The sequence below is a fragment of the Salipiger sp. D13 genome (assembly GCF_003703915.1).
In the GTDB taxonomy this organism is placed as follows: domain Bacteria; phylum Pseudomonadota; class Alphaproteobacteria; order Rhodobacterales; family Rhodobacteraceae; genus Salipiger; species Salipiger profundus.
The window spans coordinates 674,836-699,034 of record NZ_ML112590.1 but is presented as its reverse complement, the minus strand read 5'-3'; the positions used below and the strand labels follow the sequence as shown (position 1 = coordinate 699,034).

Annotated in this window: 21 protein-coding genes; 6 read left to right on the top strand and 15 right to left on the bottom strand. The window is 68.4% G+C overall.

Annotated features, from left to right (window positions below):
* The first annotated feature begins 167 nt into the window (after positions 1-167).
* The 3 genes from D6860_RS03210 to D6860_RS03200 are packed head-to-tail and all read left to right on the top strand — an operon-like array spanning position 168 to position 4,195.
* Positions 168-1,562, top strand: a complete 1,395-nt coding sequence (locus D6860_RS03210) for an NAD(P)/FAD-dependent oxidoreductase (RefSeq protein ID WP_076624065.1) — start codon at positions 168-170, stop codon at positions 1,560-1,562.
* Complete coding sequence (locus D6860_RS03205) at positions 1,559-2,782, top strand: NAD(P)/FAD-dependent oxidoreductase (protein WP_076624067.1); 1,224 nt, start codon at positions 1,559-1,561, stop codon at positions 2,780-2,782. The genes D6860_RS03210 and D6860_RS03205 overlap by 4 nt, the downstream gene beginning before the upstream one ends.
* 3 nt (positions 2,783-2,785) lie before the next feature.
* Positions 2,786-4,195 carry an FGGY family carbohydrate kinase gene (locus D6860_RS03200; protein ID WP_076624069.1) on the top strand — a complete coding sequence of 470 codons (1,410 nt, stop codon included), beginning with the start codon at positions 2,786-2,788 and terminating at the stop codon, positions 4,193-4,195.
* A gap of 246 nt (positions 4,196-4,441) precedes the next feature.
* On the opposite strand, the gene D6860_RS03195 is transcribed toward D6860_RS03200, so the two are convergent.
* From D6860_RS03195 to D6860_RS03185, 3 genes are all read right to left on the bottom strand, one after another.
* The gene (locus tag D6860_RS03195) at positions 4,442-5,719 is read right to left on the bottom strand and encodes a TRAP transporter large permease (RefSeq protein WP_076624070.1); all 1,278 of its coding nucleotides are present in this window, start codon (positions 5,717-5,719) and stop codon (positions 4,442-4,444) included.
* A gap of 7 nt (positions 5,720-5,726) precedes the next feature.
* Entirely contained in the window at positions 5,727-6,236 is a 510-nt protein-coding gene (locus D6860_RS03190) for a TRAP transporter small permease (RefSeq protein WP_017467320.1), read from the bottom strand.
* A 68-nt stretch (positions 6,237-6,304) separates the two neighbouring features.
* Complete coding sequence (locus D6860_RS03185; RefSeq protein ID WP_017467319.1) at positions 6,305-7,306, bottom strand: DctP family TRAP transporter solute-binding subunit; 1,002 nt, start codon at positions 7,304-7,306, stop codon at positions 6,305-6,307.
* 475 nt (positions 7,307-7,781) lie between these two features.
* Between D6860_RS03185 and ggt the strand changes: the two genes are divergently transcribed.
* Together ggt and D6860_RS03175 are read left to right on the top strand one after the other, a co-directional pair.
* Positions 7,782-9,446 (top strand): gamma-glutamyltransferase, encoded by a 1,665-nt coding sequence (gene ggt, locus D6860_RS03180; protein ID WP_076624072.1) that lies wholly within the window; start codon positions 7,782-7,784, stop codon positions 9,444-9,446.
* A gap of 46 nt (positions 9,447-9,492) precedes the next feature.
* The gene (locus D6860_RS03175; RefSeq protein ID WP_076624073.1) at positions 9,493-10,224 is read left to right on the top strand and encodes an SDR family NAD(P)-dependent oxidoreductase; all 732 of its coding nucleotides are present in this window, start codon (positions 9,493-9,495) and stop codon (positions 10,222-10,224) included.
* Positions 10,225-10,330: 106 nt separating this feature from the next.
* Here D6860_RS03175 and D6860_RS03170 read toward each other — a convergent pair whose 3' ends face one another.
* Complete coding sequence (locus D6860_RS03170; protein WP_076624075.1) at positions 10,331-11,263, bottom strand: 2-hydroxyacid dehydrogenase; 933 nt, start codon at positions 11,261-11,263, stop codon at positions 10,331-10,333.
* A 38-nt stretch (positions 11,264-11,301) separates the two neighbouring features.
* Between D6860_RS03170 and D6860_RS03165 the strand changes: the two genes are divergently transcribed.
* Entirely contained in the window at positions 11,302-12,213 is a 912-nt protein-coding gene (locus D6860_RS03165) for a LysR family transcriptional regulator (RefSeq protein WP_076624076.1), read from the top strand.
* A gap of 3 nt (positions 12,214-12,216) precedes the next feature.
* On the opposite strand, the gene D6860_RS03160 is transcribed toward D6860_RS03165, so the two are convergent.
* The 11 genes from D6860_RS03160 to D6860_RS03110 form a co-directional block, all read right to left on the bottom strand.
* Positions 12,217-12,894 (bottom strand): RraA family protein, encoded by a 678-nt coding sequence (locus D6860_RS03160; protein ID WP_083697831.1) that lies wholly within the window; start codon positions 12,892-12,894, stop codon positions 12,217-12,219.
* A gap of 10 nt (positions 12,895-12,904) precedes the next feature.
* Complete coding sequence (locus D6860_RS03155) at positions 12,905-14,191, bottom strand: TRAP transporter large permease (RefSeq protein ID WP_076624077.1); 1,287 nt, start codon at positions 14,189-14,191, stop codon at positions 12,905-12,907.
* A gap of 3 nt (positions 14,192-14,194) precedes the next feature.
* Positions 14,195-14,758, bottom strand: coding sequence for a TRAP transporter small permease (locus tag D6860_RS03150; protein ID WP_237218886.1), 564 nt, complete (start codon positions 14,756-14,758; stop codon positions 14,195-14,197).
* Positions 14,755-15,756 (bottom strand): TRAP transporter substrate-binding protein, encoded by a 1,002-nt coding sequence (locus D6860_RS03145; RefSeq protein ID WP_017469358.1) that lies wholly within the window; start codon positions 15,754-15,756, stop codon positions 14,755-14,757. Before D6860_RS03145 ends, D6860_RS03150 begins: the two co-directional genes overlap by 4 nt.
* Positions 15,757-15,813: 57 nt before the next feature.
* Positions 15,814-16,623: a creatininase family protein gene (locus tag D6860_RS03140; protein ID WP_076624079.1), complete on the bottom strand. Its 810-nt coding sequence runs from the start codon at positions 16,621-16,623 to the stop codon at positions 15,814-15,816.
* Positions 16,624-16,738: 115 nt separating this feature from the next.
* Positions 16,739-18,064: an NAD(P)/FAD-dependent oxidoreductase gene (locus tag D6860_RS03135; RefSeq protein WP_076624080.1), complete on the bottom strand. Its 1,326-nt coding sequence runs from the start codon at positions 18,062-18,064 to the stop codon at positions 16,739-16,741.
* The gene (locus D6860_RS03130) at positions 18,064-18,783 is read right to left on the bottom strand and encodes an SDR family NAD(P)-dependent oxidoreductase (protein ID WP_076624081.1); all 720 of its coding nucleotides are present in this window, start codon (positions 18,781-18,783) and stop codon (positions 18,064-18,066) included. Before D6860_RS03130 ends, D6860_RS03135 begins: the two co-directional genes overlap by 1 nt.
* Positions 18,780-19,790 (bottom strand): ABC transporter ATP-binding protein, encoded by a 1,011-nt coding sequence (locus D6860_RS03125; RefSeq protein WP_076624082.1) that lies wholly within the window; start codon positions 19,788-19,790, stop codon positions 18,780-18,782. The genes D6860_RS03130 and D6860_RS03125 overlap by 4 nt, the downstream gene beginning before the upstream one ends.
* On the bottom strand, positions 19,787-21,643 hold the full coding sequence (locus D6860_RS03120) for a dipeptide/oligopeptide/nickel ABC transporter permease/ATP-binding protein (protein WP_076624083.1): 1,857 nt from the start codon (positions 21,641-21,643) through the stop codon (positions 19,787-19,789). Before D6860_RS03120 ends, D6860_RS03125 begins: the two co-directional genes overlap by 4 nt.
* 1 nt (position 21,644) lies before the next feature.
* Positions 21,645-22,601: an ABC transporter permease gene (locus D6860_RS03115; RefSeq protein WP_076624084.1), complete on the bottom strand. Its 957-nt coding sequence runs from the start codon at positions 22,599-22,601 to the stop codon at positions 21,645-21,647.
* A gap of 20 nt (positions 22,602-22,621) precedes the next feature.
* Positions 22,622-24,154, bottom strand: a complete 1,533-nt coding sequence (locus tag D6860_RS03110) for an ABC transporter substrate-binding protein (RefSeq protein WP_076624085.1) — start codon at positions 24,152-24,154, stop codon at positions 22,622-22,624.
* Positions 24,155-24,199: the final 45 nt, after the last annotated feature.

The following is a 24,199-nucleotide window of genomic DNA, read 5'->3' as shown; positions in this document are numbered from 1 at the left end:
CTCCTGTCATCAAGGATTTGCCGAAAAAACGCGCAAACGCTGACCGCTCGCAACAGGATTGTGGAAATAAGGCGGGTTAATATTGTGGACTCGGTCAAAAAGGTGCACGTTCAGGATAAATCCGGGGGCTGGTGCCTGACCGGGATTACGAAGAACGGAGACTCCTCTTGGGTGGTAATACGAGTGTAGCGGATGTCGCGGTCATCGGGGCGGGCGTCGTCGGCTGTGCCATGGCGAGGCGGTTCGCGCTGGAAGGCGCGCGCGTGGCGGTGATCGAGGCAGCGCCCGATATCCTGTCGGGCGCATCCAAGGCCAACAGCGCGATCCTGCACACCGGATTCGACGCGCCCCCGGGGTCGCTCGAGCTGGCCTGCATGCAGGAAGCCTACGACGAATACATGCAGATCCGCGAGGCGATGAACCTGCCGGTGCTTGAAACCGGGGCGATGGTCGCCGCCTGGACCGAAGACGAAGAGGCGCGCCTGCCGACGCTGCTCGCACAGGCGCAGGAGAATGGCGTCACCGACACCGCCATCATCCCGCGCGAGGCCGTGCTCGCGCGCGAGCCGAACCTGTCGGACCGCGTCCGGGCGGCGCTGCTTGTTCCGCGCGAGCACCTGATCGACCCGTGGTCGGCGCCGCTTGCCTACGCGACACAGGCGCAGATGCTCGGGGCGGAGTTCCATTTCAACGCCGCCCTGCGAGCAGCACGTCACGACGGCGACACATGGCATCTCGACACCGCCGCGGGCCCCGTTGCCGCGCGCACCGTGGTCAACTGTGCCGGTCTCTACGGTGACCGGGTCGAGGCGATGTTCACCGGCGAGGAAAGCTTCGAGATCCGCCCCCGCAAGGGCCAGTTCGTGGTCTTCGACAAGGCAGCTTCGGCGTTCCTGAAGACGATCCTGCTGCCGGTGCCGAACGACCGCACCAAGGGCGTGGTGCTGACGCGCACGATCTACGGCAATCTCCTGGTCGGACCGACCGCCGAGGAGCAGGAGGCACGCGACCGTCCCGACGTCACCCGCCCGGAACTCGAGGCGTTGATCGCCAAGGCGGTCGACCTCGTTCCCGCGCTGGAGGGCATGCCGGTGACGGCGGTCTATGCCGGGCTGCGTCCCGCCAGCGACCGCAAGGAATACCGGGTGCATGCCCGCGCCGAGCTTGGCTACTACTGCGCCGGCGGCATCCGCTCGACCGGGCTCACCGGCGCGCTGGGGATCGCGCGGCATGTCTTCCGGCTCTGGCAGCAGCAGAACGCGGCCAGCGCGGTACCGGTCGAGACCCCGCCGCAGCCGCAGATGCCGACCCTCGCCGAGCATCTGCCGCGTGACTGGCAGCGCCCGGGACATGACGGCATCGTCTGCCATTGCGAGATGGTGACCGAACGCGAGATCCGCGCGGCGCTCGACAGCCCGCTGCCGCCCGGCGATTTCGGCGGGCTGCGACGACGCACCCGTTGCGCCATGGGACGCTGCCAGGGGTTCAACTGTCTCGCGCGCATCGCGAGCCTGTCGGAGGGACGCCTGAGGGCGCCGATCCTGCCGGAGGATGCGGAATGAGCGTGCAATACGATGTCGCCATCGTGGGCGCCGGCCCCGCCGGGCTGTCCGCAGCGGTCGAGCTGAAGAAACAGGGCGTGGCGCGGGTCGTCGTGCTGGAGCGCTTCGAGCAGGCGGGCGGCATTCCGCGCCACTGCGGGCACCCGCCGTTCGGGATGCGCGAATTCCGCCGGGTGCTGAGCGGCCCGGCTTACGCCCGCCGGCTCGTGGCGACCGCCGAGGCCGCCGGGGTCGAGATCCGCACCCGGTGCACGGCAACGGCGATCCGTCCGGGCGGTGTGCTCGAACTGGCAACGACCGAGGGGGCCGAGACGCTGACCGCGCGGCGCATCCTCGTGGCCACCGGCAACCGCGAGCGCACGCGGGCGCAGCGACTGGCGCCCGGGATGCGCCCGGTCGGCGTGATGAACACCGCCGCGTTGCAGAGCTTCGTCTACCTCGAGGGCAAGACGCCCTTTGCGCGGCCGGTCATCGTCGGCAGCGAGCTGGTCTCGCTCTCGGCGCTGCTGACCTGTCGGCGCCACGGCATCCGACCCGTCACGATGGTCGAGACACGGACCCGGCCGCAGACCCGGCGCATCAACATGATGCTCTGCAAGCTGCTGGGGGTTCCGGTGCTGACCGGCGCGGAGCTGCTCTCGATCGAGGGCAAGGCCCGTGTCGAGGCGCTGGTGCTGCGCGACCGCGCGGGACAGGAACGGCGCCTTGCCTGCGACGGCATCGTCTTCTCCGGGCGCTTCACGCCGGAGGCGACGCTTGCGCGCTCCAGCGGGCTTGCGCTCGACAGCCGCACGCTGGGCCCCGAGATCGACGCCAGCGGGCGCAGCTCGGACCCGCATGTCTTCGTTGCCGGCAACGTGCTGCACCCGGTGGAGACCGCCGGGCAATGCTGGGCCGAGGGCCGCCGGGCCGCGCAGGCGCTGGTCGCGGATTTCGCGTGCGAGGCCGCGACACCCGAGGGCGTCCGCATTCTGCCGGGCGCCGGGCTGCGCTACGCGGTGCCGCAGCGGGTTGCCTCGGGGCAGGGCGCCTTCGTGATGAACATCCGCGCCGAGGGCGCTGCCCACGGCCGGATCGTGCTTCGCGATGCCGGGGGGCGCGAAGTCGCCGTGCGCTCGGTGCGCAGCTACCCCGAACAGCCGATCCGTCTTGCGGTGCCGGCACTGGACGCCGCCGCGCTGGCGGGCGATCTTCGTCTCGAACTGGAGCAGGACGGCTAGACCATGCGGATCCTCGCGCTCGACCAGGGCACCACCTCGACCCGGGGGCTCGTCGCGGACGAGACCGGGGCGTGCGAGATCGTGCACGCGGTGCGCCACGCCCAGCATTTCCCGAAGGCCGACCGGGTCGAGCACGACCCGCACGAGCTGCTCGCGAACCTGCGCGCGGTGATTGCCGCCGCCGGACCGGTGGAGGCCATCGCGCTCTCGAACCAGGGCGAAAGCTGTCTCGCCTGGGACGCCGAGACCGGCGAACCGCTGTCGCCGGTGATCGTCTGGCAGGACCGGCGCACCGAGGCGCGTCTGGCCGCCATGGCGGATCACGAGGCCGAGGTGCGCCGCCGGGCGGGGTTGCCGCTCGATCCGTATTTCTCGGCGTCCAAGCTCGCCTGGCTGCTGGAGGAGTGCCCCGAGGTGGGCGCCGCGCACGAGGCCGGCCGCCTTCGGCTCGGCACGACGGATGCATTCTTCCTCCAGTCCCTGACGGGCCGCTGCCTGACCGATGTCACCACGGCCTCGCGCACGTCGCTGATGTCGCTCGAGACCGGGCGCTGGGATCCGGAGCTTTGCGCGCTTTTCGGCGTGCCGATGGACTGCCTTCCCGAGATCCGGCCGACGGTGTCGGACTTCGGCAGCATCGGCGGGGTGCCGGTGACCGCCGCGGTGGTCGACCAGCAGGCGGCGCTCTACGGGCACGGCTGCCGGGCGCCCGGCGACGCCAAGATCACCTTCGGCACCGGCGCCTTTGCCCTTGCGATCAGCGGCGAGACCGTGCCCGACGCAGGCGACAGCGGGCTCCTGCCCACGGTTGCCTGGCAGGTCGGTGCGCGCACCACCTATGCGCTCGACGGCGGGGTTCATGCCGCCGGCGCCGCGGTGGAATGGGCGCTGCGGATCGGGCTGCTGGATGCGCCCGAGGCGCTTTCTGCCTTCGAGGCGGAGGCGGCCATCGACCGGGGTCTCGCCTTCGTTCCGGCACTGGCGGGGCTTGCCGCGCCGCATTGGGACGGCTCGGCCGCCGGGCTCTTCATCGGCATGACCGGAGCCACCACCCGCGCAGACATGGCGCAGGCGCTGATCGAGGGCGTGGCGCTGCGCGCCGCCGAGGTCATTGCCCGGATGGGGCAGGGTCGACCGGTGGAGCGCGTCTCGATGGACGGAGGGCTCACGCGCTCGGCCTATCTCTGCCAGTTCCTCGCCGACGTGACCGGCGCGACCATCGTGCTGCCGGGAACCGAGGAGCTCACGGCCTTCGGCGCGGCACAGCTTGCGGCGCTGGGGCTCGGCACGGACCTGCCGGCGCCCGCGGCGCGCGCCGAGATCATGCCCCGGGAGTGCGACCGCGCCGGGCGGCTGGCCCGCTTCGCGGAGGCGGTGTCGCGGGCGCGGGGGTGGCGCGAGCCGTTGGGGTAGAACCCCGACCACACGAGAGAATGCCCGAACGGGGCGGTGCCGAACCGGTGCCGCCCCTTTTTTCGTGTGTGGCGTAGGCGGCGACGGCGCGTGGGCGGTGGGTTGAAAACCCACCCTACGACGGCCCGCACACAAAAAAGCGCCGTCCCGGTGGGCGGGACGGCGCAGTGACGCGACGGGGGAGAGACGCCGCGCCGGGGTGCATGGACCGCCCGGGAGTGCGGGCCATGCGGCGTCGGTGGTCGCCTAGCGCAGCAGCTCCAGCGGCAGGGTGACGATCTGCGGGAAGATCACCAGCAGTGCCAGCACCGCGATCTCGGCGAAGAGGAACGGCAGCACGCCAACCATGATGCGGTCGAGCCGCACCTTGCCGACCCCCGCGACCACGTTGAGCACGTTGCCCACCGGCGGTGTCAGCATCCCCAGCGCGCCCGCGATGGTGAAGACCACACCGAAGTAGACCAGGTCGATGCCCGCCGCCTTGCCGAGCGGGATCACGATGGGCATCAGGATCAGGCTCAGCGGCGTGAAGTCCAGCACCATGCCAAGCAGCAGCGTGAGCACGACGATCATGCCGACGAGCATCTGCGGGCTGTCCATGAACGGCTCGAGGAAGGCGATCACCTGCGTCGGCAGGTTGGCGATCGTGATGAGCCATGCCGAGACCATCGAGGTGCCGATGAGGAACATCACCACCGCCGAGGTCTTGCCGGCCTCGACCAGCCCCTCGTAGAAGCTGCGAAGCGTCAGTTCCCCGTAGACGAAGGCGCCGACCAGCATCGCGTAGACGGCGGCGATCACCGCGGCCTCGGTGGGGGTGAATATGCCGATGCGCAGGCCGCCGATGACGACGACGGGCAGCACCAGCGCCGGCAGCGCGACCCAGAGGGCCCGCAGGACCTCGGCGCGGCTCTTGCGTTCGAGCGTCTGGAAGCCGCCGCCGCGCGACACGAAGCGCCAGGCCAGCACCAGCGACAGCGCCATGAGGGTGCCCGGGACGATGGCCGCCATGAACAGTCCCGAGATCGAGACGTTGGCGATGGCGCCGAAGACCACCAGCGCGATCGACGGTGGGATCACCGGGGCAATGACGCCACCCGCGGCGAGCAGGCCACCCGAGGAGCCCTCGGGGTAGTTGCCGAGCTTCATCATCGGGATCAGGATCGCGGCCAGCGCGGCGCTGTCGGCGATGGCCGAGCCCGAGAGCGAGGCCATGATCAGCGAGGCGCAGATGGCGACGTAGCCCAGGCCGCCGGAGACATGGCCGAAGGCGGCCATGGCGACCTCGATGATGCGGCGCGACAGGCCGCCCCTGTTCATCAGTTCGCCCGCGAGGATGAAGAACGGGATCGCCAGAAGGATGAAGTTGTCTGTCCCGAGGATCATGTTCTGCGCGATGATCTGAGCGTTGAAGTAATCGAGGTGCAGCATCAGCGCGATGCCGCAGGCGATGAGCGCCCAGGCGATGGGCAGGCCCAGCACGATGCCGAGGATCAGGACGGTAAGGAAAACGACAAAAGTCATGCGCGGCTCATTCGGCGATGTCGGCCGAGGCGGCCTGGAAGAAACGGTCGGCGGGCATCCGGCCCGCGAGGATCAGCACCATGCGCGCGGCCACGACCAGCGCGAGCGCGGCGCCCGCAAGCGTGGCGGCGACGTAGATGGTGGCCATCGGCAGGCCCGAGATCGGGTAGGACGACGAGAAGTTCAGCGTGGCCTGCATCCACGCACCCTTGGCGAGCAGCCAGTTGCCGTAGAGCATCACCGCGCCGGTCACGGCGACGACCACCTTCTTCGCGGTCTCGGGCAGCCGGTCGACGACCAGCGTCATGGCAATGTGGCGCTGCTGGATCAGGGCCAGCACGGCACCGCTCAGGATCAGGATGCTGAGCACGATGCGCGACACCTCCTCCGTCACGACAATGCCGGAATTCATGAAGAAGCGGAGCATCACATTGGTGAAGACCATCGCCACGAGCGCGAAGAGCAGCAGTGCCACCATCGCTTCGAGCAGCTTTTCGGCCATGCGGAGAACGGGCATTCGGGATACCTTCGGTAGAAACAGGATGGGGACCGGCGCAGGGAGCGGGCACCGGTCCCCGGGGTCGATCAGTCCTCGGCGAGCGCGGCCTGCATCTCGTCATAGAGCGGACGGATCGAGTCGGTGACGAGTTCCTCGGTGACCGGTGCCACCGCGTCGCGGATCTCGGCACGGGCCTCGGGGGTGAACTCGGAGATGGTCATGCCGCCTTCTTCGCTGGCAAGGAACTCCTTCGCCTCGGCAACGGCCGCGCGCATGATCTTGCGGTTCTCGACGGCGGTCTTGTCGGCGGCTTCCTGCAGCATGGCCTTGTCCTCGTCGGAGAGGCTGTTCCAGAACGGCTGCGAGATCAGCATGACCAGCGCCGAGTAGGCGTGCTTCGACGTGGTCAGGTAGTCCTGCACCTCGTAGAAGTTCACGTCGCGTACGGTCAGCAGCGGGTTGTCCTGGCCGTCGACCGTGCCGGTTTCCAGCGCGGTGTAGACCTCGGGGAACGGCATCGGCACGGGGTTGGTGCCGAGTGCCTCGAAGGTGTTGATGAACACCGGTGCGCCGATGACGCGGAAGCTCAGGCCCTCGAAATCGGCCAGCGTCTCGATCGGGTGCTCCGAGTTCGACAGGTCGCGGAAGCCGTTGTCGATGAACGTCAGGCCCTTCATGCCCGAACCGTCGAGACCGGCGAGCATCTCCTTGCCGACCTCGCCGAGCAGCACCTTGTCGGTGGCGGCGTCATCCTCGAAGGCGAAGGGCAGGTCGATGAGCTGGAAGCGCTCGTTGTACTTGATGAGGTTGGTCGAGGAGGTGATCAGCATCTCCTGCAGGCCACCCTGAAGCGCGCCGATCTGCTGGGCCTCGTTACCGAGCTGGCCGGAGGGGAAGTTGGTGACGGTGTAGTCGCCGCCCGAGAGTTCCTCGACCTGCTGCGCGAAATACTGGACGCCTTCGTCGAAGGGCGTGCCGGGGGCCCCGAAGTGACCGATCTTGATGTCGCGCGCCATGGCGGGGGCGCCGAGCACGGCGCCGAAGCAGGCTGCGACGGCAAAGCTCTTGAGGGGGTGCGAAAGGGTCATGTTGTCCTGTCTCCTGTTGCGGTCCGGTCGTGCGAGAGGGGATGATTCCCGTCCCTGGTTGTTCGTTCTGCGAAAACATTAATGACCGAGTCATCGTAAAAATGCGACCGTTCAGTCATAAAATTTTGGATTTTTCATGTTGGCGGCGTCTGGATCCGGGCTAATTGCCCGTTTTCGCCTAAAATTTGAGCGAAAATTCTTGCAGCCTGCTCTATTCTCGTGCCCCCGGTGTCGTTTTACGCCGAGGCGTACGTCGGATGTTGCCCGGATATGTCAGGCGGATAGGGCAATATCTCCTGTCTGAGGCTGCTCCAAGTCATTTCGACGCAGATTTTGCGTGACCTTTGAAATTTGCGCCTCTACTTTGCCCGAAACCACATCCCAGGGTCTTCCGCCCCGCCAAGGCGCCGCGCGTTGCGTGTTCGGCGCCAGAGTCCCGGGCCGGGGCCATGCTTCCGCCACCAGAGAGGTTCCGATGACGTCCGAAACGCCGCTGCCGTTCACCTGCCGCAAATCGCCCGCGCGGGGCTCGAAGGGGGTGGTGGTGACCAACCACCCGCTCGGTTCCGCCGCGGGCCACGAGATGCTCGCTTTCGGCGGCAATGCCGTCGATGCGGCGGTGGCCGCGCTGCTGACCCTGACCGTGGTGGAGCCGATGATGGTCGGCATCGCGGGCGGCGGTGTCTCGCACCTTCGGCTGCCGGACGGCACGCACACCGTATATGACTGTCTCTCGCAGGCAGGGGCCGCCGCGACACCGGACATGTTCACGCCCGTCTCGGACCGGCTTCCGGACTACATGGAAACTGCGGGCCGCCGGAACCTCGTCGGGCCGTCGGCGGTGGCGGTGCCGGGCAACCTGCGAGGGTGGTGCAAGATGCACGCGGCCCACGGCGCGCTGCCCTTCGCCGACGTCATCGCACCCGCCATCCGGCTCGCGGCGGGCGGCTTCCCGGTGACGGAATACCTGTCGTCCAACATCGAGCGTCACGCCGAGGACATGGCGATGGACCCGGTGATCTCGTCGATCTTCCTGCCGGACGGCAGCCCGGCGAAGCCGGGTCACCGGCTGGTGCAGGCGGATTACGCCGAGAGCCTGAAGCTCATCGCCCGCGAAGGTGCCGAGGCGCTGCACGGCGGTGCGCTTGGGCAGGCGCTGGTCGAACGGCTCGCGACCGGTGGCGAGGACGCGGGCGCGGTGTCGATGGAAGATCTCACCTCCTATACCGCGCGCGAGCGCGAGGCGATCTTCGGCAGCTACCGGGGCCACGACATCGTCGGCCCGCCGCCGCCGGCCTCCTCGGGGGTGCATGTCGCGCAGATGCTCAACATCCTCGAAGGCTACGATCTTGCCGGCATGGGCTTCGACAATCCCGAGAAGCTGCACCTGCTGGCCGAGGTCATCCGCGTGGGCTTCGAAGACCGGCGCGCGGCGTCGGGCGATCCGGATTTCGTCGACATCCCCGTCGAGAAGCTGATCTCGAAGGGCTACGCCGAAGACTGCCGCGCGCGCCTGCGTGATGTCGGCGGCGCGACCCCGGTGCCGCCGGGCTACGAGAGCAACAACACCACGCATATCACCGTGGCCGACGAGGACGGGCGCATCGTCTCGGCGACGCATACGATCAACGGGCTGTTCGGGGCGCGTTTCATGGTGCCCGGCACCGGGATCATCCCCAACAACTACATGTACAACTTCGATCCGCATCCGGGGAAGGCGCTGTCGATCATGCCGGGCAAGCGGGTGCCGACCTCGATGGCGCCGATGATCGTGCTCAAGGACGGCCGCCCGCGCTTCGCGCTGGGGCTTCCCGGCGCGGTCCGGATCTTCCCCTCGGCCATGCAGTCGATCGTCAACATGATCGACCACGGCATGAGCCCGCAGCAGGCGGTGGAAGCTCCGCGGATCTGGACCGAGGGTGCGCATGTCGAGCTCGAGCCCGATTACGCGCACCACAAGGCTGCGCTCGAGGCCAAGGGCCACGAGGTGAAACTGGTGCCGCACATCGGTGGCGGGATGAACCTCATCGCCTTCGAAGAGGGCGGGGCGATGACCGGCGCGGCCTGCTGGCGGGCCGACGGCACGGTGTCGGCGATGGGCGGCGGACTTGCAGCCTCCGGCATCTCGTTCCACATCTGATACGGGTGAACCCGGGGCCCTCCGGGGTCACGAAACGGAGACCGACATGACTCAGAAGACATTGCTCCTGACCGGGGCGAGCCGCGGGATCGGCCATGCGACGGTCAAGGTGTTCCAGGCCGCGGGCTGGCGCGTGCTGACGGTGTCCCGCACCGCCTTCGATGCGCGCTGCCCCTGGCACGCCGGTTCGACCGACCATTTCCAGGGTGACCTGTCGGACGCCTCGGCCCGGCAGGACCTGGTCGAGCGCGTGCGCGAAACGCTGGGCGAGAGCGGTCTGCATGCCATCGTCAACAACGCCGGCATCTCGCCCAAGGGCGAAGACGGCGCACGGCTCGGGGTCGCCCAGAGTTCGGACGAGGTCTGGAGCCAGGTGCTTGGCGTCAACCTCGTGGGGCCGGCGGCGCTGATGCGCGACCTGCTGCCCGAGCTCGAGGCCGGCAAGGGCGCGGTGGTCAACGTGGGCTCGATCGTCGGCAAGCGGGTGCACCCGTTCGCCGGCACGGCCTATGCCTGCTCGAAGGCGGCGCTCGAGGCGCTCACCCGCGAGGCGGCGGCCGAACTGGGGCCGCGCGGTGTGCGCGTGAACATGGTGACGCCGGGCGAGATCGAAACCGAGATCCTGTCGCCGGGCACCGAGGAAATGCTCTCGCTGATCCCGCTGCGCCGGCTCGGCAAACCCGACGAGGTGGCCCGCGTCGTGCTGTTCCTCTGTTCGGAACAGGCGTCCTACGTGAACGGCGCCTCGATCGACGTGAACGGCGGGCAGCATGCCTGACCCGGCCTCGCGCCGGCGTCTTCGACCCTATCGACACGAAAAAGCGCCGGGCTCCGGCCCGGCGCTTTCGGTTCTCGGCACTGCGGCAGAAACAGCCGCAGCGGGGTCAGTAGCCGCGCTTGGCGTCGGCCACGTCAGCGCAGGTGCCGGTTTCCTCGAAAGTCTTGAGGTTCGCGGCGATGATCCGGCCGCCGGTCTGCGCGTCGATCTGCGACGCGACGTGCGGCGTCACGGTGATCGCCGGGTGGGTCCAGAACGGGTTGTCCGCCGGCAGCGGCTCCTGGTGGAAGACGTCGAGCGTCGCCTGCTTGATCTGGCCGCTTTCGAGCGCCGCGAGAAGGTCCTCGTCGACGAGATGCGGGCCGCGCGCGCAGTTGACGAGGCAGGCGCCCGGGGCGAGCTTGGCGAAGAGGTCCGCGTTCAGGATGCCGCGTGTCTGGTCGGTGAGCGGCAGCAGGTTCACGAGGATCTCGCAACCGTCGAGGAAGGCGTCCATCGTGTCGGCGCCTGCGAAGGTCTCGACACCCTCGATCTGCTTTTCCGATTTCGACCAGCCACGGGTGTGGAAGCCGAGCGCCGAAAGCGTCTGCGCGGCGGCCGCGCCGAGGTTGCCGAGACCCATCACACCGATGGTGCGGTTGGGGGCGACGGGCACCACGATGGCGTGCCAGTCGACCTCGGCCTGCGCCTGGAGCTGGCGCGGCATGTCGCGGTGATGGCGCAGCACGTGCAGCGCCACGTACTCGCGCATCCGCTGGGTCAGGTCGTCGCCGACGGTGCGGATGATCGGCACGTCGCCGGGCAGCTCTTCGTCGGCGAGAACGTGGTCGATGCCCGCGCCGATGGAGACCACGGCCTTGAGATTGGGGAACTTGGCGATGTCACCGGTGCGCGGACGCCAGACGACGGCGTAGTGCACGTCGGACGGGTCGGTCACGGCGTCGAGCGCCTTGACCGTCCAGCCCGGCAGGAGATCGGCCAGCATGTCCACCCACCACTGGGTCTTGTCTTCGAGGGGGAGATAGACGGCGACGGTCATTTTCGCTCCTTTGAGTCTTCTGTCATTGGGGATTTCTTATGAATTTCAAGCAGCTCGAGGCGTTCTACTGGCTGAGCCAGCTGCGAAACTACCGCCAGACGGCAGAGTTCCTGTCGCTGACGCAACCGGCGGTCTCGGCCCGGATCCAGTCGCTCGAGAAGGATCTCGGGAAGACGCTGATCGACCGCGAGGCGGCAAGCTTCGCGCTGACCGACCAGGGCATCGAGGTTGCCGAATTCGCGGTCCAGTTCCTGAACCTGCGAGAGGCGATGATGGGCCGGCTGCAGGACAAGCGGAAGCGGCGGCTGTCGATCGGACTTGCCGGCATGGCGGCCTTCACCTTCGGGCCGCTGCTGCGCGACGCGGTGGCCGAGGCCGACCCCGATCTGCTGCTCGACATCTACGCCGGCTCCGACATGCAGCTGCGCGGTTTCATCGCCTCGGGGACGCTCGACGCGGCCTTCACCGCCAGCGGTGACCGCGCGCCCGACAGTGACTTCGCAGTGCGCTACACGGTCGGCTGGGTGGCGCGGCCAGACGTGATCGCCGGGCGCGATCTGCCGATGACGCCCGAGGATCTGCGCACGCTGCCGCTGGTGCTCTACCCGAAGACCTCGCCGCTGTTCAATCCGGTGGCGCAATACGTCGACGAGATGCGCGAGCGCCCGGCGGCCCGCCATTACGGCAATTCGCTCGCCACGATCTGCGAGATGCTGCGTCAGGGCTACGGCGCGTCCGCGCTGGCGCTGACGCCGCTCGAAAGGGACATCGCGCAGGGCCGGCTGGTCGAGATACCCGCGACCGAACCGATCCCCGCGCTCGAGGTGGCCTGCACCCATGTCAACCGGGCCCGCCGCAAGCAGGTGGGCGCGGTGCTCGATCTCGCGCGCGAGGCGGCGCGGAACTGGTGTGCAGGCCATGAGAAGTATGCCTCGTTCGTGACGCGCTGAGCGTCAGCCCTTGGTCTTGGCTTCGACCATCTTGGTCGCGCCGGACATCTCGCCGAGGTGCAGCCCGCCGGTGATCTTGGCTTCGTTCACCTGGCCGCGCTCGGTCTTCAGCTCGCCTTCGGCGATGACCTCGTCGAGATCCTCGGGGGCGATGAAGAGCACGCCGCTCTCATCCGCAAGCACCGCGTAACCCGGGAGCACCGCCGCGCCGCCGATCGAGACCGGCACGTTGAAGCCGCCGCCGGTGTTGTAGAGCCGGGTGGTGACGGGAGAGGGGCCGCGCGACCACATGGCGAAGTCCTGCTCCTTGATCTCCGCGGTGTCGGTGTGCGGGCCGTCGACGCAGCCGCCCTCGAGTCCGATCATTGCCGCCATGCGGGTCACGCCGCCACCCCAGCAGGCGTATTTCGTATCGCCCAGACGGTCGACGGCAAGGAAGTAGCCCGGCCCGCACTGGCTGAGGCAGTGGTGCAGCAGCGTGCTGTCGAGCCCGGGGATCGCCAGCGTCGCGACGGTGGCCGCCACGACCTTGCCGGGCAGCACAGGCTGGATCGCGGGGGCGGCAAAGCCGTAGTGGTAGAAGTGGCCGATGGTCGCGGTCTCGAGTTTCGCGAGCCGGTCGAGCTTCTCCTGCGGGATCGGCGCGGGCATCGGGTTCAGCTTGTAGGTCAGGTTGGACATGTTGGTTCTCTTAGTTTTGGGGCCCGAGGATGAGGTCGGGCAGGAACGTGACCGTCTGGGGCACGTAGGTGAGCAGGAGCAGCACCGCGAGAAGCGGTATCAGCATAGGCAGCACGGCCATCGTCACCTTCTCGAAGCGGACGCGGCCGACCTCGGCGACGATGTAGAGGCCGATGCCCATGGGCGGCGTCGCAATGCCCATCAGCAGGCCGAGCTGGATGATGATGCCGAAGTGAACCCGGTCGATGCCGTAGGCGTCGATCAGCGGCAGCAGCGTCGGCACGAGGATCAGCTTGGCGGGCACGCCCTCGACCACGCAGCCGACGAGGATGATGAACACCAGCAGCAGCGCGAGGAACACGTTCTTGTCCTCGGTCAGCGCAAAGGTGAAATCCGCCAGCTTCTGCGGAGTCTGGTCGATCGCAAGCAGCCAGCCCATGGCGATGGAGAAGGCGATGATGATCATGATGACCGCGGTCATCATGGCGGTGTCCGACAGCGCCGCGACGAAGGCGCGGAAGGTCAGCTCCTTGTACCACAGGCCGATGATGATGCAGTAGATGCAGGCCAGCACACCCGCCTCGGTGGCGGTGACGAAGCCGAACATGATCGAGCCGAGGATGATCGCCGGAGCGACCAGTGCGAGGAAGCCATGCTTGGCGGAGCCCGCGATCTCGCGCGGGGTGGCGCGGGGCTGCGTCGGGAATTCCTCGAACTGGGCGCGGAAGCGGACGTAGAGCATCAGCGACAGGCCGACGAGGATGCCCGGCACCAGCCCGGCAAGGAACATCCGCTCGATCGACTGCTGGGCAAGGAAAGCGTAGAGCACGAGCCCGATCGACGGCGGGATGAGCGGCCCGATGACCGACGAGGCGACGGTGATGGCAGCGGCGAAGTCGGACTTGTAGCCGCGTTCGCGCATCGCCTTGATCTCGATGGCGCCAAGGCCCGCGCAGTCCGCCACGGCGGCGCCCGAGATGCCCGCGAAGATCATCGACGACAGGATGTTCACCTGCGCGAGACCGGCTTTCAGGTGGCCGACGAGGGCATTGGCGAATGCGAAGATGCGCTCGGTCACGCCGGTGGCGTTCATCAGGTTGCCGGCCATGATGAAGAACGGCACGGCGGTCAGCGAGGCCTTGTTCACGCCCTCGAGCATCTGCTGGGGAATGATCTGCATCGCCGATGAGAAATCGGAGGTGAGGAAGGTCAGCACCGTGGCGGTGCCGATGGCGATCGAGATGGGCACGCGCATCAGGATCAGTGCGATGAATGTGCCGAAGAGGATCCAGGCCATGGGTTACAGCTCCGGGTGATGGTCGGTGACGTTCTCGGGCATGCCCGCCGCCAGCTTCACGATGTCGAGGATGGCGGTCAGCGCCACGAGGGCCGTCGAGACGAACAGCGGGAACGAAAGCGCGAGACGCGGCAGCTCGACGCCGGTGGGCAGCGTGGCGCCGTCGTAGATGCCCGTCGACGTCGCGATGACGGTCGGCACCTCCATCAGCAGCACGCCGGTGACGACGAGGGTCGCCGCATCCGAGACGACGCGGGTCACGACCATGCCGGCCGGGCCGAGCCGCTCGGCCACGAAGTCGACGCGCACGTCCTTGAGGCGCGCGTAGAGCGCGAAGAAGCCGAAGAAGCTGAGCCAGATGAAGAACACCATGGTCCAGGGCCAGATCCAGTAGGCCGCAAGGCCCAGCGGGCGCAGGATGATCGTCGCGGTGGTCAGGGCCAGCATCGCCAGAAGACAGATGTTGGAGATCCAGAGGAAGGCCCCGCCCAGTGTCCAGTTCAACCGGTCGATCCGGTTGAGGGCCCGCTGAAGCGGGCCCTCCGGCATGTAGTCTTCGGGTGTCACTGCGAAGCGGCCCGGGTCTCGTCGATGGTCTCGAGAAGACCGTCCGGCAGGTTGCCCTCGGCGGCCTGTTCCTCGTAGTAGGCGCGCATCGTGTCGACCAGCGGCGCGGTGTCGATGACGGTGTAGGTGGCGCCATCCTCGACCATGCGTTCGATGCTTGCGTCCGCAACCGAGAACATCAGATCCTGCGACATTGCGCCGGCCTCGTCATAGGCCTTGAGCAGCCCGGCACGGGTCTCCTCGTCAAGCGCGTTCAGTGCATCCTCGTTGACCATGAAACCCACGGACTGCCAGTATTCGTCCATGCGGGTGATGTAGGGAGCGACCTCGTTGAAGCGCATGGATTCGACCAGCGCGATGGGCGAGTTCACGGCCTGCACGATGCCCTTCGAGATCGACTGGTAGACCTCGGTCCAGGGCAGGGTGATCACCTCGGCGCCGATGGCGTCCCAGGTCTCGATGGCGCTCTTGCTCTCGTGCATGCGCAGCTTGAGGCCATCGTAGTCCGCAGCGGTCTCGAGCGGCACGTTCGACACGGTTACCCGGAAGGGGCCGCGCAGCACGCGCGTCGGATCGCCCAGCGGGCGCACGCCCGAAGCTTCGGCGGCGTTGTCGAACCAGCCTTTCACGAGGTCCGAGTTCATGAAACGGACCCAGTGGTCGAAATCGTCGAAGGCGAAGGCGGGCGTGGTCCAGTCAAGCGCCGGTTCCCACTTCTTCATGTAGCTGTAGCCCTCGGCGTAGATCTGCACGATGTTCGCCTGCAGTTGCTCGAGAACGGCGTTCTCCTTGCCGAGCTGCTCGTTGGGATAGACGGTGATCTTGAGTTCGCCGTCGGTGTATTCCTCGGTCAGCTCGGCGAACTTCTCGAAGACCTGTCCCTCGGGGCTGTCCACCGGCATCTTGGTGGCCATCTTCCAGGTGGTTTCCGCGTAGGCGGTGGAGCCCAGCAGCATGGCGAGGCCCGTGGCAAGGCCGAATACGGTTTTGACATTCATGTCGGATACTCCGTGTTGGTTGGGGTTTGCCGGCCGATGCCGGTTCTGGTTGTAGGCTTAGTCGTGCAGGCCCTTGGCGACATGGTCGCGCACCAGCCCGGCACCGATGGCGGCAAGGCGCTTGACCAGCACGTCGCCGGTCTCGGCCGAGCACAGGGTCGGATCGCAGCCGTAGGCACCGGTCTCGGTCGCCTCGAGCGCTTCGATGGGGGCCTGGATCTTCGCGCCGTCGTAGACGACCGAGGAGAAGCCGCCGATGTCCATGCCCTTGATCGTGCTGCCGGTGGGGGCGGGCTTGACGAGGTCCTGCCGGATCAGGTCGGGGTAGAAATGCAGGCCGACCGAGGTCAGCGGATCGCCGCCGTGGCCAGAGCTCGCCCTGGCCTTGTCGGCGCCGATGAGCGCGGGAAGCTCGCCGTAGGCCACCTGCCAGAGATACATCGACGGGATGAAGAGCCCCGCCTTCTGGCGCCAGCGCAGCGCGACCTCGGTGATCGCGGGCACGTTGCCGCCGTGGCCGTTGACGATCATCAGCTTGCGAATGCCGTGACGCTCGAGGCAGCCGAACATGTCGTCGAGGATGCCGCAGAGCGTGGCATGGCTGATCGAGATGCCGCCGTGGCTCGACTCGAAGTAGTCCTTGCCGCCGAACGGAATGACCGGGGCCACGAAGGTCGGCACGCCGTCCTCGCGGGCGGTCTTGGCGATCTCCATCGCCATCAGGTCGGCTGCCATGTAGTCACCCATCGGCGCGTGGATGCCCTGGTCCTCGAGCGAGCCCATGGGCAGCAGCACGACGGCCTCGGAGGTGAGTTCCTGGCGGGCTTCTTCCGAGGTCAGCTCGGCGATACGGATCTTTTCGATCATCTGGTCTGGTCCTTGTCAGTCGTGAGCGGTCGGGTCCGAGTGAACCGGAGTGACGCGGGGTGCGTCCAATTCATTCGGCTGTCCGACCGATAGAGAAAATTTTCGCCGCGCCCGGTCATTCCGCGGCCTGCGCGGTTGCGGGCATGGTGCCGAAGCGGTCGGCCCGGAACGGGGTCGGATCGACGAGCGGCGCCGCGCCGGTGGCAAGCTCCACGGCAAGCTGTCCGGCGGCCGGTCCGATGCCGAAGCCGTGGCCCGAGAACCCGGTGGCTAGGGTGAGGCCGGGGATCTGCGCGGCGGGGCCGATGACCGGCACCGCGTCCGGGGTCACATCGATGATGCCGCCCCACTTCTGCGCGATCCTTGCGTCCTTGAAGGCGGGGAACGCGGCTTCGACGGCGCGCATGGTCCGCGCGAGTTCGGCCTCGCGGGGCTCGGGGTCGAGCACCCGGCAGCGTTCGAAGGGGGTGACGGCATCGTCGGCCCAGCGGCGGGCGGTAGTCAGGCCGTCCCACATGCCGCGGTCGACGGTCAGCGCCAGCTCGCCCCGGTTCTTGCGAAGGGCGGGCAGGAATTTCGTCAGCAGCCGGAAGCTGTCGGGCGTGATCTGCACCCTGGCGCGGCCCCGGCGCGAGATCGTGTAGCCCCCGTCGAGCCTCGGGCGGATGCCGAAGTCGCCGTTGCCGAGCGCATGCGCCGGGCCGCCCTTGAGCGGCGCCGTGCGCAGCACCGAGCCGCGCACCCGCAGCTGTGGCAGGTCGATCCCCAGATTGCCGAGGAAGAGCCGCGACCAAGCGCCGCCGGCGAGGATCACCGAGCGGCAGCGGATCGTGCCCCGTTCGGTGACCACCCCCGAGACCGCGCCCGCCGACGTCTCGATGCTGCGCACCGCGCAGCCGGTGAGGATCTTCGCGCCCTTGACGCGGGCACCCCGGGCGATGGCGGGCGCCGCAAGCGAGGGCTCGGCGCGGCCGTCGTCCTCGGTGAAAAGTCCCGCGCGCGCCGGCAGGGAAGCGCCGGGGAAACGCTCTGCCAGCTGCGCGCGGGTCAGCCGCTGCGCGCCGATGCCGAAGCGGTCGGCGTCCGCGGCGACTTTCTCGATCCATGCCATCTCGGCGTCGGTGTGCGCGGTGTAGACGATGCCGGAGCGGCGGAAGCCGGTCTCGTGGCCGAGCCGCTGGGCCAGTGTGTCCCAGATCCGCAGGCTCTCTATGCCCAGCGGGTACTCGGCGACGTCGCGGCCCATCCGGCGCACCCAGCCCCAGTTGCGGCTCGACTGCTCGCCGGCGATGCGGCCCTTTTCCACGAGCGCCACCCGGTGCCCCAGCTCGGCGGCCCGAAGCGCGGCCGAGCAACCGACGATGCCGCCGCCGATGACGACGATGTCGACCTCGCCGGGAAGCGAGGGGTCGCCTTCGAGGGTTTCAACGAAAGGTCTCATCACAGCCCCGGTTCGTAGCGCCAGTTGACGTTCAGCTCCGAGACCGTTGCCGTGTTGGGCAGGGTCACCACCTCGGCGACGAGGCGGGCAAGGTCTTCGGGCTGGGTGATCTCGTGACGCGGCAGCTCGTCGTGGCGCAGCGTCAGGTCGGTGGCGACGAACCCCGGGCAGACGGCGCAGGCGCGCACCCCGTGGTCCCAGCCGGCCCGGCGGGCGGCATGCGACAGCGCGATGGCCGCGTGCTTGGTCATCTGGTAGCCGGCGTTGAGCCCCAGCACCCGCTGCCCCGAAAGCGAGGCGAGCACCACGACCCGGCCGGTCCCCGAGCGGCACAGCGCGGGCAGCGCGGCGCGGGTCAGCCGGAAGGGTGCCTTGACGTTGATCGACAGAAGCGCGTCGAGCACCTCTTCCATCTCGTCGTCGGCCTGCGGCTCCTCCGGCATCAGTTCGAGCGGCCCGGCGATGCCGGCGTTGTTCACCAGCGCGTCGATCCGGCCGAACTGCGCCTCGGTGGCCTCGACGAAGGCGCGCGCGGCCTCGGGCTTCGCGGCGTCGTAGGGCACCACGAGCGGGTCATGCGTGGCAAGGCTGTCGGGCAGCGTCGACGGGTCCCGCAGGCCCAGCGACAGCCGGTAGCCGCGCGTGGCCAGCGCCTCGGCGATGGCGGCGCCGATGCCACGGTTGGCGCCGGTGATCATGGCGACGGGCGCCTCGGTCATGCGGCGGCCTCCCGGGTGAGCGGGCCGGCCTTGATGCAGGCCGCGCGCCAGTTGTCGCCCACCGGGTCGAGCGGCGGCACGGCGCTGGCGCAGGCCTCTTCGGCGATCGGGCAGCGGGTGCGGAACGGGCAGCCCGAGGGCGGGTTCGCCGGGCTCGGAAGTTCGCCGGGCAGCACGCGGCTTGAGTCCTCGGGGTCCTTGGGGTGCAGCGAGGGCGTCGCCGCCAGCAACGCCCGCGTGTAGGGGTGCGCGGGCGTGCCGAAGACCTTTTCCGCCGGGCCTTCCTCGACCACGCGGCCAAGATACATCACTGCGATCCGGGTGCAGAGGTGGCGCACCACGTGCAGGTCGTGGCTGATGAACAGCATCGCGAGGTCGAGGTCGCGGCGCAGGTCCATCAGCAGGTTCACCACCTGCGCCTGGATCGACACGTCGAGCGCCGAGACCGGTTCGTCGGCGACGATGAAGTCGGGCTTCGTCGAGAGCGCCCGGGCCACCGCGATCCGCTGCCGCTGGCCACCCGAGAACTCGTGCGGGCGGCGCTGCGCCGCCGAGGCGGGAAGGCCGACCTGTTCGAGCAGCCGGGCCACCTCGGCCTTTACCTCGGAGGTGGGCACGATGTTGTGCGTGCGCAGGCCGTCGGCGATCTGCGCACCGATGGAGCGGCGCGGATCGAGCGAGCCGAACGGGTCCTGGAAGACCATCTGCATCCGCTGCGACAGCTTGCGGCGCTCGGCGCTCGACAGGCCGGTCAGGTCGCGGCCCTCGAAGGTCATGGTCCCGGTGGTGGGAGACTCGAGCCCCATCATCATGCGGCCCAGCGTGGACTTGCCGCAGCCGGACTCGCCGACGATGCCGACGGTCTCGCCCCTGGCAATGGTCAGGCTCACGTCGCGCACCGCCCATATGTCGTGCTGGCGGCCGAGCAGGCCCTGGCGCATCGGATAGTTGCGGCCGAGATGGTCGGCCACGACGAGCGGCTGCGTGGTGTCTGTCTGTTCGCTCATGTGACGTTCTCCCAGCGGTGGCAGCGGGTGACCCGGTCGGGGGCGGGATGCTCGGCGCGCGGGACCCGCTCGCGGCACTGGTCGGTCGCGAAGCCGCAGCGCGGCGCGAAGCGGCAGCCGGTCGGCATCTGGTGCGGCGAGGGCACGGCGCCGGGGATCGCGGTCAGCCGCTCGGCGCCGCCCTCGGGCACCGAGGAGATCAGCGCGGCGGTGTAGGGGTGGCGCGGGCGCTCGAAGACCTCGGAGACCGGGCCTTCCTCGACGACCTCGCCCGCGTACATCACCGTCACGCGGTCGGCGATCTCGGCGACGACGGCAAGGTCGTGGGTCACGAAGATCAGGCCCATCTCGGGCTGGTCTTCCTTGAGCTGCGCGAAGAGCTGCAGGATCTGCGCCTGGATCGTCGGGTCGAGTGCCGTGGTGGGCTCGTCGGCGATCAGCAGCCGCGGACTGTTGGCCACTGCAACGGCGATCATCGCGCGCTGGCGCTGGCCGCCCGACAACTCGTGCGGATAGGCGCGGGCGCGGCGCTCGGGGTCGGGGATGCCGACGTGGCGGAGCAGGTCGACCACGCGGGCCTGCAGGGCCGTGCCGTCGAGCGCGTGATGCGCCTGGATCGCCTCGGCCACCTGTTCGCCGATGCGCAGCACCGGGTTGAGCGACGCTGCGGCGTCCTGGAACACCATCGACACCTCGTCGCCGCGAAGCGTCCGAATGCCTTCCTCGTCGAGCTTGGCAAGGTCGATGGCGCTGCCGTCGCGGCGGTGGAACATGGCGCTGCCGCCGGTGACCCGCAGCATGTCGGGCAGCAGGCCGGTCATCGCAAGGCCGGTGAGGGTCTTGCCCGAACCGGATTCCCCGACGAGCGCCACGGTCTCGCCCTGGCGCACGGTCAGCGAAACGCGGCGCACCAGCTCGAGGTCGTTGACCGCGATCGACATGTCGTCGATCTGCAGCAGCGGGGCGTCCGCCTCGGCCTGCGGTGCGGGGGCGGAGGCCTTTGCCTCCTTCGAGCGGGGCCGCAGCCAGAGCGCGCCGCCGGCGGTGACCGCCCGCGGATCGAGCGCCGACTGCAGCCGGTCGCAGAGCAGGTTGAAGGTCAGGATCGTCCCGGCCAGCGCCAGCGACGGCCAGACCAGCAGCAGCGGCGCGACCTCCATGGCCCCGCGCGCGGCGCGGATCATCAGGCCCCAGGACGGCGTGGGCGGCACGACGCCGAGACCGAGGAACGACAGCCCGCTCTCGATGACCATGGCCGAAGCCACGACCAGTGACATCTGTACCAGCAGCGGCGGCAGCACGTTGGGCAGGATCGTCCGCACCAGGATCTTGAGAGGGTGGGTGCCCATGGCGCGCTGCGCGGTGACGAAGTCGAGCCCGCGCACCTGCTGCGTCGCCGCATAGACCACGCGGGCGTAATTCGGCGTGTAGAGGATGGTGAGCGCGAGGATCAGCGGCCACGTGCCGGCGCCGAGGATGGTCACCACCAGTAGCGCCAGCAGAAGCGGCGGCAGGCACAGGATGATCTCGGCAGCGCGCACGGTGAACAGCTCGACGACGCCACGGAAGTAGCCGCCGAGCAGCCCGAGCGTCGTGCCCGCGATGGCGGCGAAGATGGCCGAGCCCACCGCGATGAAGAGCGAAGCGCGACCGCCCCAGATGAGCCGCGAGAGCACATCGCGGCCGAACTCGTCCTGGCCGAGCCAGTGGGCGCCCGAGGGGCCGGCGAAGCGGTTGGGAATGTCCATGGCGCGCACGTCCTGCAGCGGCAGGACCGGGGCGAGCACCACGGCGGCGACGATCAGCACGACGATGGCGCCGGGCAGGATCAGCTTGCGTGTCGACCGGCTCATGTCAGCGCACCAGCGAAATGCGGGGATCGAGGATGGCGTTCACCACGTCGACCACGAGGTTGAGGAACACGAAGAGGATCGAGATCGTCATAACGATGCCCACCACTTCGGGGTAGTCCCGCGCGTCGACGGCCGAGACGAGGTAGCCCGACAGACCGGGCCAGTTGAAGACGAATTCCACCAGGACGGTGCCTCCGATCAGGGTGCCCATCTCGAGGCCCAGCACGGTCAGCACCGGGATCAGCGCGTTGCGCACCACGTGGCGCCGCAGGATCGGCGTGCGCTTGAGCCCCTTGGCCCGGGCGGTGCGCACGTAATCGCGCTGGAGGACCTCGAGCACCGAGGCGCGGCTCATGCGGGTGATGACCGCGAGCAGCGTCAGCGCCACGGTGCAGGCGGGCATCAGCAAGAGTTTGATGTGTTCGACGGGATCTTCCGAGAAGGGCACGAAGCCCCCGGCAGGCAGCCATTGCAGCTCCTGCGCGAAGATCAGGATCACCACCGAGCCGACCACGAACACCGGGGTCGAGAGCGCGGCGGAGGCGAAGAACGAGATCGTGGCGTCGGCCTTGCCGTCGGCGCGGATGGCGGCATAGGTGCCCAGGGGCACGCCGATGCCGGTCGCGATGATGGCGGCGGCGAGGATCACCTCGAGCGTGCGGGGCAGGCGCTGCGCGATCTGTTCGCTCACCGGCGCGCCGTCGCGGAACGACGCGCCGAGATCGCCGGTGAGGACACCGGCCATATGGTCGAGATACTGCTGCCAGATCGGATCGTTCAGACCCATCTGTTCGCGCAGTGCGGCGACAGCCGCCGGATCGGCCGCGACGTTCCCGGTGCTCAGCAACAACTCCGCCGGATCACCGGGGATGAGGTGCAGGAGCAGGAACACGACCGAGACGACGACCCAGACAAGGAACAGGGCGACGAGGCTTCTGAAAGCGATATATCTCAACATGGGTCTTGCTTGCGCCTAGCTCAGCCGAGCATCGCTTCTTCGAGCGTGAAGCCCGAGTAGAAGGTCAGCTGACCGGGCAGGTTGGAGAAACCGCTGACGTTGCCGGCAAGGCCGTAGCCCTGTTCACGCCAGCACAGGCCCATGATCGGGGCTTCCTCGATGGCGACCTGCTCGAGTTCCTTGTAGATCGCCTTGCGCTCCTCGGTGTCGAAGCTGGCACGGCCCTTGGCGAAAAGCTCCGAGATCTTCGGGGTCTCCATGCCGTAGCTGCGCGCGTAGCTGGGCGGCAGCGAGCCGTCGAGCACGTTGGACAGGCCGTCGGGGTCGTTGTTGTCGGCGGCGGTGCCCATCACGGCCAGATCGAAGGTGCCCTCGTTGCCCTTCTTCACGCGGGTCGACCATTCCGGCAGGTCGAGCGTGACGTTGACCCCGATCATCGACAGGTAGGCCTGGCAGACCTCGGCGGTCGACTGGTGCATCCCGTATTGCGCGGTCGACAGCATCGTGCAGTCGAAGCCGTCCGGGTAGCCAGCCTCGGCAAGCAGCGACTGCGCCTTCTCGGGGTCGTAGTTCCACGAGTTGGCAAGGTCGGCGTTGTAGAAGGCCGAGGCATCGGCGATCGGCAGGTGCTCGAGCGGCGCGCCGCGCTCGTAGAAGGCGGCGGCGGCGATGTCCTCGCGCTTGATGGCGTGACCGATGGCGCGGCGGACGAGCGGGTTGTCGAACGGCGGCTTTGTGGCGTTGAAGGTCAGGTACATGAACGGACCGAAGGTCGTGTCGAGCTGCAGGTCGTCGTTCTCGCCGACCTGTGCCATCGCCTGCCACGGCACGTATTCGACGATGTCGACGTCACCGGCTTCCAGCGCCGCCACGCGGAGGTTCTCGTCGGCGTAGACGATCGCGTCGATGCCGGCGACCTTGGGCAGGCCTTCCTTGTAGTAGTCGGGGTTGGCCTCGACCGAGATCGACACGCCGCGATCCATCGACACGAGCTTGAACGGACCCGCGCCCATCAGGCTGTCGCGCTCGGAGCCGGTCTTCATGATCGACATGTTGTAGTGCGCGAACCAGCCCGGCAGCACCGCCTGCGGCTCGTCGGTCTTCATCACGACGGTCTTCTCGTCGGGCGTCTCGACCGAGGTGATGGTGGAGAGCTGACCCTGCAGGTAGGCGGCAGAGTCGGGCTTCTGCGCCTCGGTCACTGTCCAGGCGACGTCTTCGGCGGTGACCGGGGTGCCGTCGTGCCACATGGCGTCACGCAGCTTGAAGGTCCAGGTGCCGTCGTCGGCCACGTCCCAGCTCTCGGCCAGTTCGCCCTGCATGACGCCGTCCTTGTCGTAGCTCAGCAGCCCGCGGTGGCACAGAAGCTTGATGGTGCCGGCAGCGGTGCCGTTCGAGGCCCAGACGTCCAGGCTCGGCGGATAGGCCGAAAGGCCGAAACGCAGGGTGCCGCCATTCTGGGCGAAGGCACCCTTGGTTCCGAGGAACGTCAGCGCACCCGCGGCCGCGCCGGAGGTGGCGAGAAAGCCGCGGCGGTTCATCTTGGTGGTCATTTTTCAGTCTCCTTGTCGGTTGTGGCGGGCTCTTTTCGGCCCTTT

What these genes read in the sequence shown, in the direction of transcription:
- D6860_RS03130 (WP_076624081.1), bottom strand. Translation starts at nt 18,783, where the DNA reads ATGACCGAGGCGCCCGTCGCCATGATCACCGGCGCCAACCGTGGCATC.
- D6860_RS03200 (WP_076624069.1), top strand. Translation starts at nt 2,786, where the DNA reads ATGCGGATCCTCGCGCTCGACCAGGGCACCACCTCGACCCGGGGGCTC.
- D6860_RS03155 (WP_076624077.1), bottom strand. Translation starts at nt 14,191, where the DNA reads ATGGCCTGGATCCTCTTCGGCACATTCATCGCACTGATCCTGATGCGC.
- D6860_RS03120 (WP_076624083.1), bottom strand. Translation starts at nt 21,643, where the DNA reads ATGAGCCGGTCGACACGCAAGCTGATCCTGCCCGGCGCCATCGTCGTG.
- D6860_RS03110 (WP_076624085.1), bottom strand. Translation starts at nt 24,154, where the DNA reads ATGACCACCAAGATGAACCGCCGCGGCTTTCTCGCCACCTCCGGCGCG.
- D6860_RS03175 (WP_076624073.1), top strand. Translation starts at nt 9,493, where the DNA reads ATGACTCAGAAGACATTGCTCCTGACCGGGGCGAGCCGCGGGATCGGC.
- D6860_RS03140 (WP_076624079.1), bottom strand. Translation starts at nt 16,623, where the DNA reads ATGATCGAAAAGATCCGTATCGCCGAGCTGACCTCGGAAGAAGCCCGC.
- D6860_RS03135 (WP_076624080.1), bottom strand. Translation starts at nt 18,064, where the DNA reads ATGAGACCTTTCGTTGAAACCCTCGAAGGCGACCCCTCGCTTCCCGGC.
- D6860_RS03195 (WP_076624070.1), bottom strand. Translation starts at nt 5,719, where the DNA reads ATGACTTTTGTCGTTTTCCTTACCGTCCTGATCCTCGGCATCGTGCTG.
- D6860_RS03185 (WP_017467319.1), bottom strand. Translation starts at nt 7,306, where the DNA reads ATGACCCTTTCGCACCCCCTCAAGAGCTTTGCCGTCGCAGCCTGCTTC.
- D6860_RS03190 (WP_017467320.1), bottom strand. Translation starts at nt 6,236, where the DNA reads ATGCCCGTTCTCCGCATGGCCGAAAAGCTGCTCGAAGCGATGGTGGCA.
- D6860_RS03145 (WP_017469358.1), bottom strand. Translation starts at nt 15,756, where the DNA reads ATGAATGTCAAAACCGTATTCGGCCTTGCCACGGGCCTCGCCATGCTG.
- D6860_RS03125 (WP_076624082.1), bottom strand. Translation starts at nt 19,790, where the DNA reads ATGAGCGAACAGACAGACACCACGCAGCCGCTCGTCGTGGCCGACCAT.
- D6860_RS03170 (WP_076624075.1), bottom strand. Translation starts at nt 11,263, where the DNA reads ATGACCGTCGCCGTCTATCTCCCCCTCGAAGACAAGACCCAGTGGTGG.
- D6860_RS03205 (WP_076624067.1), top strand. Translation starts at nt 1,559, where the DNA reads ATGAGCGTGCAATACGATGTCGCCATCGTGGGCGCCGGCCCCGCCGGG.
- ggt (WP_076624072.1), top strand. Translation starts at nt 7,782, where the DNA reads ATGACGTCCGAAACGCCGCTGCCGTTCACCTGCCGCAAATCGCCCGCG.
- D6860_RS03160 (WP_083697831.1), bottom strand. Translation starts at nt 12,894, where the DNA reads ATGTCCAACCTGACCTACAAGCTGAACCCGATGCCCGCGCCGATCCCG.
- D6860_RS03115 (WP_076624084.1), bottom strand. Translation starts at nt 22,601, where the DNA reads ATGTTGAGATATATCGCTTTCAGAAGCCTCGTCGCCCTGTTCCTTGTC.
- D6860_RS03165 (WP_076624076.1), top strand. Translation starts at nt 11,302, where the DNA reads ATGAATTTCAAGCAGCTCGAGGCGTTCTACTGGCTGAGCCAGCTGCGA.